The organism is Nostoc sp., assembly GCF_036917135.1.
Taxonomy (GTDB): domain Bacteria; phylum Cyanobacteriota; class Cyanobacteriia; order Cyanobacteriales; family Nostocaceae; genus Nostoc.
In genome coordinates, this window is record NZ_JBALEA010000060.1 from 41,514 (window position 1) to 55,658 (window position 14,145).

The window sequence follows — 14,145 nt, forward strand, 5'->3', positions numbered from 1 at the left end:
TTCGACACTTCGGCTACGCTCAGTGCATCGCTACGCTCAACTACCGCGAAGTCGAAGTATTGGGCATGGGGCATCGGACAAATGACAAATGACAAATGACTAATAACCAATGAATGATTTTTGGACAACAATTCTTGATTTTGCCCAAACTACCACTACCAGAGTGGGCAAGCAGCTAATGCAAGATTTTGGGCAAGTACAGGCTTCACAAAAAGCTGATGGTAGTTTGGTGACGCAAGCAGATAAATGGGCAGATCAGGAAATTCGGGATGCAATCGCTTCTAATTTTTCTGGTTACGGCATTTTGAGCGAAGAGAGCGATCAGTCATTTCCCGGTACTGAGTGGTGCTGGGTAATTGACCCTCTAGATGGTACAACCAACTTCACACGCGGCATTCCCCTCTGGACAATATCTCTGGGTTTACTGTATCGAGGCACACCCATTTTCGGTTATGTTTATGCACCAACCTTAAATCAAGCTTTTCATGGTTTCTGGGCAGGTTCATCTGGGTTAACAACACCAACAGGAGCATTTCTCAATCATCACCCCATCCACACCAGTAGTGATAGTCCCAGCAACAATCACTTTTTTAACCTCTGTTCTCGTAGCACCGCAGTGATCCAAAACGGCTTTCCTTGCAAAATTCGGATGTTGGGTGTGGCTAGCTATAACTTTTTGATGGTTGCTACTGGGGCAACATTAGGTGGGATTGAGGCGACACCAAAAGTTTGGGACTTAGCGGGGGCTTGGGTAATTGTTCAGGCTGCTGGCGGTGTCTGGTTATCGCTCAAATCAGAGCCGTTTCCATTGTCACCGAGAGAAGATTATAGCGATCGCTCTTTTCCCACTCTTGTTGTCAGTCGTCCCGAATTAGTTTCGGTATTTCAGCCTTTTCTCGAAGGCGTAAAAATTTAATTTGCCGATTTTTGCCTCGAAACAGTGATTTTGTCAGCCTAGTAGATTGGGGCATATCGAGATTAAACTTAACAAGTCCCTAGTCAAACAAAGAATTTAGTATAAATAAAGCTGGTTATAATCCTGATTTACGTGCCCGACCAGTGTAGTTATTAATTTAAGTAGTGTTGTGGCTTTCATCACACTGGTTAATTTAGTATAAATAATTTTATGTTGTCTAATCTAGATTTAATTCGAGAGTTTGTGCAAAACTCTATCCAGAAAAAAGACGTTTTGTTGTCAAATCCGGCTTTGACAGCACAAACAGTCTATAAAACCAACCAACTGACAGCGAAATCTGAAGGCGTAATTGCGATCGCCCAACTCACCCTATCTGAATTCTCGATTTCCCCAAAATCAACCCAGTGGGAATTGATAAATCAGGCATTAGCAGAATATGGTTTTCTCCTCAAAGGAGAAGTAGATAGTCGGGGTTTCTATCAGTATCAATACTGCGAAGTTCCTAAAGGCTATCAGATGCACTGTACTAAATCTGTGCTTCTATGGCGTGCTTGGTGGAAATATCGCAAGTATACTTCCAGACTAGGAATACCCTTGGATCTTTTGATTAGAACACGAGATTCATGGTATCCAATCCGAGATTTAATTATTAGCGACGGACTTCTTTATATCAAAACATTAGGAAGCGAGATCGCACTTGACTCAGAAGACTTGGTTACTTGGTTAAGTAAAGTTGATGTAACCAAAATTAAAGAAATACCTACTACAGAGTCATAGATGTATGGGTGTACAGATTTACGCCCATACAGCCGATTAATTATATTACAAAGATTTTTGAAAATGGTTTGACAAAATATAAAGCAAAGGAAGTGTAAAAAATGAAAGGACTTTGGCTCGAAAATAACCAGTTGCAACTACGCACGGATATTCCCATTCCTGAACCACCACAGGGAGAAGCCTTAGTACGTGTCTTGCGTGCGGGTATCTGTAACACTGACCTGGAACTACTCAGAGGCTACTATCCCTACACTGGTATTTTGGGGCATGAATTTGTCGGCGTTGTCGAACAAGGGCCAGAACACTTAGTTAACCAACGCGTAGTCGGAGAAATCAACGCTGTATGTGGGCATTGTCGGTTTTGTCGCAGTGGACAACCAACTCACTGCGAAAATCGCACAGTTTTAGGTATTGTCAACCGCAACGGAGCTTTTGGCGAATATCTTTGTTTGCCGATGGAAAATCTCCATCCCGTACCTGATAATGTGCCAACAGAAGTAGCAACATTTACTGAACCTTTAGCAGCAGCTTTGGAAATTCAACAGCAAGTGCCATTGCATCCAAATGACCGGGTGCTAGTAGTTGGAGATGGCAAACTAGGGCAGTTGGTAGCCCAGACACTAGCCTTAACTGGCTGTGAACTCTTAGCGGTAGGTCGTCATCAAGACAAATTGGCTAACTTAGAGGCACGAGGAATAAAAACGAGTCTAGCCGACGCTGTTACAGATAGATATTTCGATATCTCAGTAGAATGTACTGGAAATCCAGAAGGATTTGCGATCGCCCGTCGCGCCCTACGTCCCCGTGGTACGCTTGTACTGAAAAGTACTTATGCTGGCAACCTCAGTCTGGATGCTTCTTCTTTAGTCGTGGATGAAATCACCCTCATCGGCTCCCGTTGTGGCCCCTTTGCCCCAGCCCTCCACCTACTAGCCACAGGACAAGTTGATGTGCAACCCCTGATTCATGCTACCTACCCCCTCATTGAAGGGCTTGCGGCTTTTGAACACGCTCAGAGTCGGGGTGTTATGAAGATATTGTTAGAAATTAGTCATTAGTCATTTGTCATTAGTCATTAGTCATTTGTCATTAGTTCTTCTTCCCCGGCTTATTTCCTAGTCCCTAGTCCCCAGCGATGCACTGAGCTTGTCGTTGGCGCAGCCTCTCGTAGAGAAGTGTCCCCAGTCCCCAGTCCCCAGTCCCTAATACAGATAAGGATTCGTCTTCGGTTGATAGTCAGAACAATTGATCGCTTCTTCTGTATTGGCAATAGATGGCCGTACAGTACATTTAAGACGGTAATTGTCGGTAAAATATTGGCAGCCAGTACAGGGGATTTGATGCATTTGTTTGGCTGTAGTCACACTATCTCGCGCCGCCGCCCAGATACTCAAAACAACGAGAATAATTACAGTCCAAGCAACGACAAAGCAAATCGGGACTAACAAAGGTTGAATCCCATGAATGAGGAAATATATCAGTTTAAACACGGTATGTCCTGATACAAATTAGGAACTAGAAGTATATTAACTCCTAACCGGAGGCGGAGCGTCTCCGGCTCCGCTCCTAATTTCTAACTTCTCACTTATGGAAGTATAAGTTAAACGCCAGCATGACCCAGTGCTAAACCTGTTACCAGCATTCCCAGAACCAGGAAAGGTTGGGCGCTGGCTTGGTATTTAACATCATTCTTCACAGGATCGCGCAAGAAATACATATCCTGCAAGGTGATTTGCGGGATGATTAAGAGTACTAGTATTGCTGCATACAAATTCTCATGGATGCTGACGAGATAAGCTGCGATCAATCCTTGAAAGACATCTATTGTCACTACACAAATCCAAGACGCGGCGGTGATGCCAAACATTACGGGTAGTGAATTTAACCCTAGTTGGCGATCGCCTTCTACACTCTTAAAATCATTGACAATGGCAATACCCAATCCAGCCAAACTGTAGAACATTGTCAAAATCACAATTGTCGAATTCAGATCACCAAACAAAGCGTGTCCTGTAGACCAAGGTAGGGTGATATAGCTTGCACCCAAAGCGTAACTACCTAGCCAGCCGTTTTGCTTGAGCTTGAGGGGAGGTGCAGAATAAATATAGGCGATGAAAGAACCGATAATTGCGATCGCTGTAATTGTCGGGAATTCATGACCAGACCAGACATCTAGCACAAATGCCAAACTAATGCCAGCAATCAGTAATACCCAAATCTGAATAATTACCTGGGGTAGAGGAATTGCCCCAGAGGGAATGGGGCGATAGGGTTCATTGATGGCATCGATTTCGCGATCGTAGTAATCGTTGAGGATTTGGGTGTAACCTGTCATCAATGGCCCAGCCAATAACATACAGGTTGCTACCTTCAAAACATTTTCCAGCGTCCAAGTATAGTTACCAGAAGAAGCCGCACCACAGACTACGCCCCAAATTAGGGGAATCCAGGTAATGGGCTTCATTAGCTGCAAACGAATTTTCCAAATTGAAGTTTCCCCAGCCGATGCGCCTTTCATCCCCAACAGTTGCCTAGTTTTCGCATTGCGATCGCTCGTTGCTGTTGCTTGCTCACTGGGATTATTTGCAACTAAGTCTACTGCTTCCGATGGGTTAGGGTTTGGGGTAATGGGAGTTGATTCTGACATAATTTTTACTGATTAATCGGGCATTGGGAATGGGGCATTGGGCACTTGTACTGAGCGACTTGTGCCGAGCCTGTCCTGAGCGTAGCCGAAGGGCGGAGCCGAGGTAAGCCGAAGTATTGGGCATTGGGCATTGGTTATTAATTCATCCCCCTCATCACCCTCATCCCCCATTCCCCATGCCCCATTCCCATAACTTAAAACGAAATTATCAAATAACTATTCTGAAACTTTGCTCCAGCAACGGGTCTGCCACTGAGAGCCGGGGGTAAGGGAATATTACGTCGCTGATCTCCTGCTTCTACCGTGACTTCTGGCCCATATTGGGTGAGCTTGACCTGCTTTTTGTCAAATCCTGGTAAGAATAAGCGTACTTGACGATTTTGGATGTCTATTTCAATTGCTTTGGGAGCCTGTAGAGCTTGTGCTTCAAAGTTGGGTAAAGCGTCTATCAGTGGTTGCCAGTCACCTGGGGGCGAGTCGGGAACGACGCTCACAGGTAGAGGTATAAATTCCTCTGACAGGTTGACATTTGTCTCAGTAGAGACAAGCAGAACACCACCGACCGTTAAACCGATTTGTTGAGCGCTACCCCACAAATAACGAGCATTTGCTACCTCAATGGGATCTCCTGTAGTCACCAAAAAAGCAACGAGATGCTTGGGATCGGCAAGAGCGGCTCTCCCCTTTTCCAAGAAATTATTGACTTGGTTAGTGGGCGCTGCAAAGTTATCTGCTGTCCAATTGATATTGAAAAAACTGCTAATTAGCGGTTGAATCAAGGGCGATTCAGTAATCGTCTTCCCCAAATCGGAGTTGACAAACAATTGCCGAAATCGCCGGACATACCAGCTGAGAGATTCTGGTAAACCCAACATTCGCAACGTTAAAGAGTCACCCGTGCCATCGTAGACGATCGCATCATATTTGCCACTGGCATCATATTCGCGGATAGCATTGAGGGCTAGGGCGTTGTCCATGCCTGGTAATACTACCAGTTCTTGACCAAAAACCTCTTTGAATATGGGGGTGCGGAGATATTGCGCCTCAAGTTTTTTTACCTCATCCCAGTTGCGTTCTAGTAGCACAGATGCTTGAAACTGGACTACTTGCAATTTGGGAGCGATTTCTTGGGGATCAGCAGCAATGGGAGTACCCAGCAGGATTTGCAATGTTGGTTCTGCTTGTCCTGCTAGGAGTACGCGCTTGCCTTGACTTGCCAATAATTTGGCGGCGGCGATCGCAATTTTGGTACGAGCGGTGCCGCCTTTGCCCAAAAATGTCAATATTAGAGCCATTACTTGATTCCTATTTTCACCGCCTTTGCTTTTCAACTCCAACTTAGCACTCAACAAAGACTCTCAACCGGTGCTTGAAATTTCAGATACCAAGAAAAACCTACACAGGTTTGATCTCATCTTCAAAAAACCAAGTGGAAGTATTGTCGTCAAACATTACCACTACGCCGATTCCAGCACCATCGGTAACTTTGTAACCTTGGATAATACCCACTTGTCCGAGTTTTTTCACAATTGGGGGAGAAACGCGATCGCGCAAACGATAGACCTTAACCTTTTGTCCGATTTCCATGCCTGATTACAATGCAATAAACCTTCGTCTCAGTGTAGCGGAATCCGTGACTCTGCTCTCATAAATTCAGTGGGGAATGAGGGAGATGAGGAAGAATAAAGTTAACTCGTAACTCGTAACTCCTAACTTCTGACCTAACAGCTTAAAATTAAATCAACAACCAAACTCTTATATAGCCAATGTTTGTCACAGCGCAACAGCTAGAACAGCAAATGCCCGATGCAACTCGGTTGTTAAGTGATGAGCCAGAAATGGAAACTTCATTGCACTATATGCAGCTATTGCTGCTAGTAACTTCCCTTGAGTGGCTGTGGCGTGACTCTAATGATTTCTTTATAGGTGCGAATCTAACGATTTATTTTAGCCGCCAGCAGTTGCGAAATCGAGATTTTCGCGGTCCAGACTTTTTTTTGGTCAAAGACACCGAAAAGCGATCGCGCAGTTCCTGGGTAGTCTGGGAGGAAGATGGTCGTTATCCAGATTTGATTATTGAATTACTTTCTGAAAGTACGGCTGATATTGACCGGAATTTGAAGAAAAATCTCTATGAAAATCGATTTCACACACCAGAATATTTTTGGTTTTCGCCGGAGAATTTTGAATTTGCGGGTTTTGAATTAGTAGGCAACAAGTATCAGGAAATTACACCAAATGCGCGGGGATGGCGTTGGAGCGATGTGCTTAGGCTGTATTTAGGCGTAGAAGCAGGTAAATTGCGCTACTTTACACCCGATGGTAATTTAGTTCCAACACCAGAGGAAGCTGCTATTGCAGCGCAGCAACAGGCATCTGTTGCCCAGCAACAAGCATCTGAGGCACAATTGCAGTTGGAACAAGAACGGCTGCGATCGCAACGGTTAGCTGAACGTTTGCGATCGATGGGAGTTAATCCAGATAGCTTGAGTTAAGCAACAAAGGTAGTAGTCATGTATCAAACAGATCCACCCCGTCCGCCCCAAGAAACCATGCCTACGATGTATGATTTACCCAGTGAATTAGTAGGGGAATCAGGTTTGCCAGATGAATTTCACCGCATTCAGGCGGATTTGCTCAGTGAGACTTGTCAGCCTCTCACTTATCCATCTGAGGAAATTTTGCTTGCTAGTGACTTAAATCTTTACTACGATCCGCGCCATCCTTTGTGGTACAAGCGTCCTGATTGGTACATGGTTTTAGGAGTACCTAGCCCTTGCCAACAGCAAGACCTACGCTTAAGTTACGTCATTTGGCAAGAAGGAATTGATCCATTTTTAGTAGTTGAATTACTTTCACCAGGTACAGAACAAGAAGATTTAGGAAAAACACTGCGGGAAGTAAATCGACCTCCAACCAAGTGGGAAGTATATGAACGCATTTTGCGGGTTCCCTACTATGTTATTTATGACCGCTATGAAAATTATTTGCGTGCCTTCAAACTCAATGGTACTGGTTACGAGGCAATATCTTTACCGGATAACCGCTTTTGGTTAGAAGAGTTAGAGCTAGGATTGGGTCTTTGGCAAGGCACTTATCAGCAGACAACAGGTTTGTGGTTGCGTTGGTATAATGCAGCCGGTTGGATGCCGACGCGAACAGAAAAAGCTGAACAAGAGCGCCAACGGGCTGAACAAGAGCGCCAACGGGCTGAACAAGAGCGCCAACGGGCTGAACAAGAACATCAACGGGCAGAGCAAGAACATCAACGGGCAGAGCAAGAACGCCAACGGGCTGATAAACTGTCAGAGTATTTGCGATCGCAAGGAATTGATCCAAACAATCTACCCTAGTAAAAGGTAGCCATGACTACAACCATCAAAATAGTCAATCCCAACATCGAATATCCCAGTTCCGACGGTGAACCATTGGCAGAATCATACATACATCTCTACGCAATTCTCACCACCCTAGAAGTAATTAAACAATACCTAGCAGGCAGACAAGCCACAGTTTTAGCAGACCAATTTCTCTACTATGCTCAAGGTTTTCCCAAATTAAGAGTTGCACCAGATGTGATGGTAATTTTTGATGTGCCGCCTGGGGGTCGGGATAGTTATAAAGTTTGGGAGGAAGGTCAAGTTCCCCAGGTGGTATTTGAAATGACTTCTCAAGGAACTCAAAAACAAGACCAAGAGCAAAAGAAAAATCTCTATGAACAATTAGGGATTTTAGAATATTGGTTATTTGACCCCAAGGGGGAATGGATTGAAGAAAAGTTAAGGGGATATAAGTTAGATGGTGAGACTTACCAGTTAATTACCGATGGTATATCTCAACCGTTAGGATTAAGAGTGGCAGTGGAGGGGGAATTATTGGGATTTTATCGTCTAGATACCGGGGAGAAATTACTCATACCGACGGAGTTAGCTGAACAATTACAACAAGAACGCCAACGAGCAAACCAAGAACGCCAACGGGCTGATAAACTGGCAGAATATTTGCGATCGCTAGGAGTTGATCCAGATAGTTTGAGCTAAGTAATAGACATCTGGTGAAAAAGAATTCTTTTGACGTAGCAGTGCTACGTCTCTACAAGGGTTCTGGGTAACGCATATTTAATTTCTGGAGATGCCTAATAGAGTAGAGCTTAAATCATCACAATGGGTAGACACCCTGAAAAATATATATATTTGACTTTCAAAGACTTTGATGGTAGTTATAACTTGCTGGTTTATGCCAGAGAGTTCTAGGAACCAATTGATAAATTAACTGGTCTTGCTGGGGTAGGGTGTGCTTAAGAGTATAAAAATGCCGACTAGATAACTTGTATGTTTAACAATGCTTTTTCAAATAAAGTTTTTAATGATAGGCTAGTGCGGCAAACTAGGCTCTAATAGTATAAAATTCCCAAATAACTTGCCTCTGGTGTGTGGTGGTTTTTAATGACAATAATTTCGCTTAAAGATAATTCAACTTGGTTGCAAGTCCAGCGCTATTGGGAATTGCTGCACGTTTTGGTAGCGCGGAATATTAAAGTACGTTACCGAGGTTCATTCCTGGGGGTTTATTGGTCGCTGTTGAACCCTTTGATCATGACAGGGTTGTACTCTGCAATTTTTGGTACAACTTTTGCGTCATATTACAACAACTCAATACTAAACTATGTACTAGCAGCATTTACCGGGCTGGTGGTAATCAACTTTTTCTCAGCCTCTACATCTCAGGCATTGAGCAGTGTAGTAGGTAATGGCTCATTATTGAATAAAATTCATCTGCCAGTCAGCGTTTTTCCTGTATCAATGATTGCCGCGAATGTATTTCAATTTTCGGTGGGGACATTTCCATTACTGGCATTGATGACTTTCATTAATTCCAAAAGTTTAATCAATGTTTTGGCGCTGGTATTTCCATTTTTAGCACTAGTTTTAGTTTCTACAGGAGTTAGTTTTTTAGTAAGTGCTTTGTACGTTTTTTTTAGAGACTTGCCTTATTTTTATGAGTTAGTTGTATTTGTAATTTGGCTGAGTAGTCCGATATTTTATCCAGCAGCTATTGTTCCACGGCAGGTAAAGCAGTTTTTAGGTTTAAATCCCTTATCACCAATTATTGAAAGTCTGCGTCAGATTACATTATCAGGTTCTGTACCAGACTTAGACTTAATTTGGGGTGCTTTGCTCAGTGGAATAATTATTTTAGCCCTGGGATGGACTTGTTTTCACCTGTGGCGACATCAATTTATGGATTTGCTGTAAATGGAAGTAATTCGCCTGGATAATGTTTCGCTGTTGCGACGGACACAAGAAGAGTTTTCTTATGACCTTAAGAAAACAATGCTATCTATTTTAGAGGGTAAATATCGCCAGTCAGTGAAAAAATTAGTACTGGATAAAATTGATTTTGTCGTTGAAAAAGGCGAAAAAATTGGTATTATTGGTGCGAATGGCTCCGGTAAATCCACTCTTCTAAAGGTAATTTCTGGAATTTTACAACCTACCAGTGGAACAGTACGGGTAAGAGGTAGAATTGCACCTTTGATTGAATTAGGAGCGGGTTTTGACTCGGAAATTTCCGTAATGGATAATATTTTGCTGTATGGTGTACTGCTGGGGTATTCTAGATTAGAAATGCGGAATAGAGCGCCTTCAATTTTGGAGTTTGCAGAATTGCAAGATTATGCTTTAGTTCCAGTCAAGGGGTTATCTTCAGGTATGGTGGCAAGGCTGGGTTTTTCGATTGCAACAGATGTGCAGCCTGATATTCTAATTCTAGATGAGGTGTTATCTGTCGGGGATGAAAGTTTTAAGAATAAATGTAAGCAACGAATTGAGAAATTATGGGATGACAATGTGACTATTTTAGTAGTCTCCCATGATTTAAGATTTATCAAAGATTCTTGTCAAAAATCTATATGGTTAGATAAAGGTAAAATCCAATTAACTGGGAATACAGGCGAGGTTGTAAATAAATATTTAAACTCTGTAGTTCAGAAATAAATAGAATAAGTAATTAAAGGATAGAATCATGAAGACAAAATCATCTAAGGGAATGTTTTTAAAGTATCAATTTGTATCGATATTCTAACTTTGCAAGGGGATTTTAGGTAAATATGCAATTATTGAATAAATTACAAAGGAATTTTCAAATATCCTCTAATTAATATTGCATTTTAATTTTTTTTGAATTCTCTAAATCCAATTATCAGCCAAGTCATTGAGGTAAAGAATAGTGCACTATCAAAAAGCATATTCATCCAATAATTTCAAAATTCAAAATTGGGGAACTTTTGACGTTTCCAACTATGGAGATTTAATATTTCCACTAATACTTGATTTTGAAATTAAAAAGCGAATTCCTGAAATAGATATCACGCTTTATTCACCACAAGGTTGTAAATTTGAAACAGAACCGAATAGATGTGTAAAACGAATTACTAGAATAGAAGAAGAAGGATTTATTAATAAAATATTAAACTACAAAGGCATTGTTTTAGGGGGAGGCGATATTATCCGCTTTGATGATTCTGCTATGGGATCAGTCTATGGAATTTCTCAACAACAAGCAGAGCAAGAAAGATCATACCGTGTTTTCATAGAAGACTTAGGGAAACTATCTTCCTTGATCCCAGTAATGTGGAATTCAGTAGGAATACCTTTTGACTTTGATGATCAGCAAGCATTGTTATTAAGAAAAAATCTTGAGAAGATTTCTTATATAAGTGTAAGAGATGACTTGTCAAAGAAAAAATTAATTGATGCTGGACTTGAAAAGGAAATTTATGTTGTTCCAGATACTGCCTTTTTAGTTGCTCGTTACTATCCTAAGTCCAATCTTGCAGACATACATAGAGTTCTTATTAAAAAGAATGAATTTCCAGGGTACGGTAAAGTTTTATGTTTTCAGGTTACTTATGATGCTATGAGGTATCTCAAAGAATTAGTAATAGCAATTAGTAAGCTACTTGAGATAGAACCCGATATAGAGATTGTATTTTTACCTATTGGTTTATACAATAACGATCAACTAATTTTAAAAAAATTACAAGAAGAGATACCCAAGAAAACATTTTTAGTAGATGGAAATATAGATACGAGGAGAGTTGCTGCTGTCATTGCTTACTCAGATTATTTTGCTGGTACAAGCTTACATGGGAATGTTACAGCCTATGCTTATGGAGTTCCTCATCTGTTCATGAATTTTTTCAATCTAGAAAAAATCAAAGGGAATGCAATAATTATGGAGAGTGAGCAGAGTGTTGTTAATCAATTTAGTATGCTTGAAACTTCTTTGCTTAAATTAATTAAACAACAAAAAGATTGGAATAGACCTCTATCAAAACTGATTAACAAAATTGATGATCACTTTGACAATATTGCAGAAAAATTACAGCAATCGCAAAATATTGTCTTACCTATTGATGAAGCAATTAAGTACATTGATGATGTTAGTAAAGAATTGCGGTTTTATATTGTCGAGACAGAAATAAAAAAATCAAAAAAATACATAGAAGAATTAAATTGTCAAGCACAAGAAATCAAATGTCAATTAGAGCGATCGCAGTCTGATCTACAGCAGACTCAGACGGAATTGGAGCGATCGCAGTCTGATCTACAACAAACTCAGACGGAATTGGAGCGATCGCAGTCTGATCTACAACAGACTCAGACGGAATTGGAGCGATCGCAGTCTGATCTACAACAGACTCAGACGGAATTGGAGCGATCGCAGTCTGATCTACAACAAACTCAGATAGAATTGGAGCGATCGCAATGCACTATTGCAGCCATGAATACTAGTAAATTTTGGCAAATGCGAAAAATATGGTTTAAATTTAGACATGCTGTGGGTTTGCTAGATGATGATAATCCTTTTCACGTAAGTTTATGGTTGAAATTCAGAGGTGCTAAAACTATAAATTTAGTATCCGATTCTAGTTCATCTCACATAACTGTTTTATCACAGTTAAAAAACTTGTGGTCTCTTCTCCGAACAAAGGGACTCTGGTACTGCATGAACAAATTACGGAAGAAAACTTATTCAAAGTTAAAGTTTGATGATGCATTACTACCTACCATAGCACTGCCAGATATTCCTGAAACTAGTGATATTAATTACCAGAAGTGGCTGAACCAAAACTACCCTAATCAACCAGCCTTACAAAAGATGGGTAAAACGGCAAAATTATTAGCTTATAAGCCTACTATTAGTCTTATTATGCCTGTTTTCAATACTCCCGTATGTTTTCTACGACAAGCTATTGAATCTGTATTGAATCAGGTATATCCTTATTGGGAATTATGTATTGCTGACGATTTCTCTACAGATAATTCTCTTAGACAAATTTTAGAGGACTACTCATCGAAAGACTCTCGAATAAAAGTTGTTTTTAGAACTGAAAATGGCCATATTTCTCGCTGTTCTAACTCAGCCCTAGAAATCGCAACTGGTGATTTTATTGCCTTACTTGATCATGATGATTTGCTAACTCCAGATGCTCTATATGAAATTGCTCAACTGCTAAATAAGCATCCAGAAGCAGATATGATTTATTCTGATGAAGATAAAATTGATGAGAATGGTAAACTTCGAGATCCTTTCTTTAAACCAGATTGGTGTCCTGACTCTTTTTTATCTCGGATGTATACCTGCCATTTAGGAACTTATCGACGAGAGCTAGTAAACACCATTGGAGGTTTTAGAACAGGTTATGAGGGAAGTCAAGATTATGATTTGGTTTTAAGATTAACTGAAAAAACAACGCAAATATATCATATACCGAAAATATTATACCACTGGAGAATTCATCCCCAATCTGCTGCAAGTAAGCCCGATCAAAAACCCTATGCTGTCATAGCAGCAGAGAAAGCATTAGTAGATGCCCTTGCTAGACGAGGCGAACATGGGCGGGTTACACAGGCGGAAAGCCTTGTGGGGCATTACATAATTCGATATACAATCAAAGATTATAAGCTTGTCAGTATTATCATCCCCACAAGAGATTTAGGTAATATCTTAGACAAATGTCTAACATCTATTTTTGAGAAGACAACTTACCCCAATTATGAAGTGATTCTCATAGATAACGGTAGTCAGGAAGAAAATACAGCTAATGTGATTTCTAAATGGCAAAAAAAAGAATCTAGTAGGTTTAAATGCTACCAACTTGATATACCTTTTAACTATTCCAAAATTAATAATTATGCCGTTACTCACGCCAAGGGAGATTATCTACTATTTTTGAATAATGATATCGAGGTAATTACTCATGACTGGATAGATGCAATGGTTGAGCAAGCTCAAAGACCTAGTATTGGGACTGTTGGAGCCTTGCTTTTATATCCAGATAACACTATTCAACATGCTGGTGTAATCATGGGTATTGGAGGTGTTGCTGGTCATAGTCATAAACATCATTTGGCTGATTCTCCTGGTTACTTTGATCAAATATTAACTGTAAATAATTACTCGGCTGTGACAGCAGCTTGTTTAATGTGTAGACGGGAAATTTTTAAATCTGTGGGAGGCTTTGAAGAAGAACTTACAGTGGCATTTAATGATGTTGACCTATGCTTGAAGATTGTTGCAAAAGGTTACAGGAATATTTATTTACCACACGTCAAGCTGTATCATTATGAATCTAAGAGCCGAGGTTATGAAGATACACCCGCAAAGTTAGCTAGATTTCTTAAAGAAACAGAATATATGCAAAACAAGTGGGAAAAGTTTATAGAGTACGACCCTTGTTATAGTATAAATTTGACATCCAAGCATGAAGATTACAGAATTAGGATATAAAACAAGTCAA

13 protein-coding genes are annotated in these 14,145 nt (G+C 40.7%); 9 read left to right on the top strand and 4 right to left on the bottom strand.

Translation table 11 applies throughout. The features are described from left to right. The first annotated feature begins 109 nt into the window (after positions 1–109). The 3 genes from V7K50_RS17800 (at position 110) to V7K50_RS17810 (ending at position 2,751) form a co-directional block, all read left to right on the top strand. Positions 110–916, top strand: coding sequence for an inositol monophosphatase family protein (locus V7K50_RS17800; protein ID WP_334962250.1), 807 nt, complete (start codon positions 110–112; stop codon positions 914–916). Between the two features lie 210 nt (positions 917–1,126). Beyond that, positions 1,127–1,693: a hypothetical protein gene (locus V7K50_RS17805; RefSeq protein WP_334962252.1), complete on the top strand. Its 567-nt coding sequence runs from the start codon at positions 1,127–1,129 to the stop codon at positions 1,691–1,693. 101 nt (positions 1,694–1,794) lie between these two features. Then, positions 1,795–2,751: an MDR/zinc-dependent alcohol dehydrogenase-like family protein gene (locus tag V7K50_RS17810; protein ID WP_334962255.1), complete on the top strand. Its 957-nt coding sequence runs from the start codon at positions 1,795–1,797 to the stop codon at positions 2,749–2,751. Positions 2,752–2,895: 144 nt separating this feature from the next. Here V7K50_RS17810 and V7K50_RS17815 read toward each other — a convergent pair whose 3' ends face one another. The 4 genes from V7K50_RS17815 to petP form a co-directional block, all read right to left on the bottom strand. Next, the gene (locus tag V7K50_RS17815) at positions 2,896–3,183 is read right to left on the bottom strand and encodes a hypothetical protein (protein ID WP_334799139.1); all 288 of its coding nucleotides are present in this window, start codon (positions 3,181–3,183) and stop codon (positions 2,896–2,898) included. 110 nt (positions 3,184–3,293) lie between these two features. Further along, positions 3,294–4,340 carry a chlorophyll synthase ChlG gene (chlG, locus tag V7K50_RS17820; protein WP_334962256.1) on the bottom strand — a complete coding sequence of 349 codons (1,047 nt, stop codon included), beginning with the start codon at positions 4,338–4,340 and terminating at the stop codon, positions 3,294–3,296. 194 nt (positions 4,341–4,534) lie between these two features. Continuing rightward, positions 4,535–5,635, bottom strand: a complete 1,101-nt coding sequence (locus V7K50_RS17825; RefSeq protein WP_334962258.1) for a Get3/ArsA fold putative tail anchor-mediating ATPase NosAFP — start codon at positions 5,633–5,635, stop codon at positions 4,535–4,537. Between the two features lie 100 nt (positions 5,636–5,735). Beyond that, a complete protein-coding gene (petP, locus tag V7K50_RS17830; protein ID WP_334962259.1) occupies positions 5,736–5,927 on the bottom strand; it encodes a cytochrome b6f subunit PetP in 192 nt (63 codons plus the stop codon). 179 nt (positions 5,928–6,106) lie between these two features. On the opposite strand from petP, the gene V7K50_RS17835 reads away from it, so the two are divergent. The 6 genes from V7K50_RS17835 to V7K50_RS17860 all read left to right on the top strand — a co-directional run bounded on the left by V7K50_RS17835 (position 6,107) and on the right by V7K50_RS17860 (position 14,135). After that, positions 6,107–6,835: a Uma2 family endonuclease gene (locus V7K50_RS17835; protein ID WP_334962260.1), complete on the top strand. Its 729-nt coding sequence runs from the start codon at positions 6,107–6,109 to the stop codon at positions 6,833–6,835. A gap of 18 nt (positions 6,836–6,853) precedes the next feature. Continuing rightward, entirely contained in the window at positions 6,854–7,693 is an 840-nt protein-coding gene (locus V7K50_RS17840; protein ID WP_334962262.1) for a Uma2 family endonuclease, read from the top strand. Between the two features lie 12 nt (positions 7,694–7,705). Continuing rightward, entirely contained in the window at positions 7,706–8,380 is a 675-nt protein-coding gene (locus V7K50_RS17845) for a Uma2 family endonuclease (protein ID WP_334962264.1), read from the top strand. A 405-nt stretch (positions 8,381–8,785) separates the two neighbouring features. Further along, positions 8,786–9,595 carry an ABC transporter permease gene (locus V7K50_RS17850; protein ID WP_334962266.1) on the top strand — a complete coding sequence of 270 codons (810 nt, stop codon included), beginning with the start codon at positions 8,786–8,788 and terminating at the stop codon, positions 9,593–9,595. Beyond that, positions 9,596–10,336 (top strand): ABC transporter ATP-binding protein, encoded by a 741-nt coding sequence (locus V7K50_RS17855; protein WP_334962268.1) that lies wholly within the window; start codon positions 9,596–9,598, stop codon positions 10,334–10,336. It begins immediately after the preceding gene. 232 nt (positions 10,337–10,568) lie between these two features. Beyond that, complete coding sequence (locus V7K50_RS17860) at positions 10,569–14,135, top strand: glycosyltransferase (RefSeq protein WP_334962270.1); 3,567 nt, start codon at positions 10,569–10,571, stop codon at positions 14,133–14,135. The last annotated feature ends 10 nt before the right edge of the window (positions 14,136–14,145 follow it).

What these genes read in the sequence shown, in the direction of transcription:
- V7K50_RS17800 (WP_334962250.1), top strand. Translation starts at nt 110, where the DNA reads ATGAATGATTTTTGGACAACAATTCTTGATTTTGCCCAAACTACCACT.
- V7K50_RS17850 (WP_334962266.1), top strand. Translation starts at nt 8,786, where the DNA reads ATGACAATAATTTCGCTTAAAGATAATTCAACTTGGTTGCAAGTCCAG.
- V7K50_RS17855 (WP_334962268.1), top strand. Translation starts at nt 9,596, where the DNA reads ATGGAAGTAATTCGCCTGGATAATGTTTCGCTGTTGCGACGGACACAA.
- chlG (WP_334962256.1), bottom strand. Translation starts at nt 4,340, where the DNA reads ATGTCAGAATCAACTCCCATTACCCCAAACCCTAACCCATCGGAAGCA.
- petP (WP_334962259.1), bottom strand. Translation starts at nt 5,927, where the DNA reads ATGGAAATCGGACAAAAGGTTAAGGTCTATCGTTTGCGCGATCGCGTT.
- V7K50_RS17805 (WP_334962252.1), top strand. Translation starts at nt 1,127, where the DNA reads ATGTTGTCTAATCTAGATTTAATTCGAGAGTTTGTGCAAAACTCTATC.
- V7K50_RS17810 (WP_334962255.1), top strand. Translation starts at nt 1,795, where the DNA reads ATGAAAGGACTTTGGCTCGAAAATAACCAGTTGCAACTACGCACGGAT.
- V7K50_RS17825 (WP_334962258.1), bottom strand. Translation starts at nt 5,635, where the DNA reads ATGGCTCTAATATTGACATTTTTGGGCAAAGGCGGCACCGCTCGTACC.
- V7K50_RS17840 (WP_334962262.1), top strand. Translation starts at nt 6,854, where the DNA reads ATGTATCAAACAGATCCACCCCGTCCGCCCCAAGAAACCATGCCTACG.
- V7K50_RS17845 (WP_334962264.1), top strand. Translation starts at nt 7,706, where the DNA reads ATGACTACAACCATCAAAATAGTCAATCCCAACATCGAATATCCCAGT.
- V7K50_RS17835 (WP_334962260.1), top strand. Translation starts at nt 6,107, where the DNA reads ATGTTTGTCACAGCGCAACAGCTAGAACAGCAAATGCCCGATGCAACT.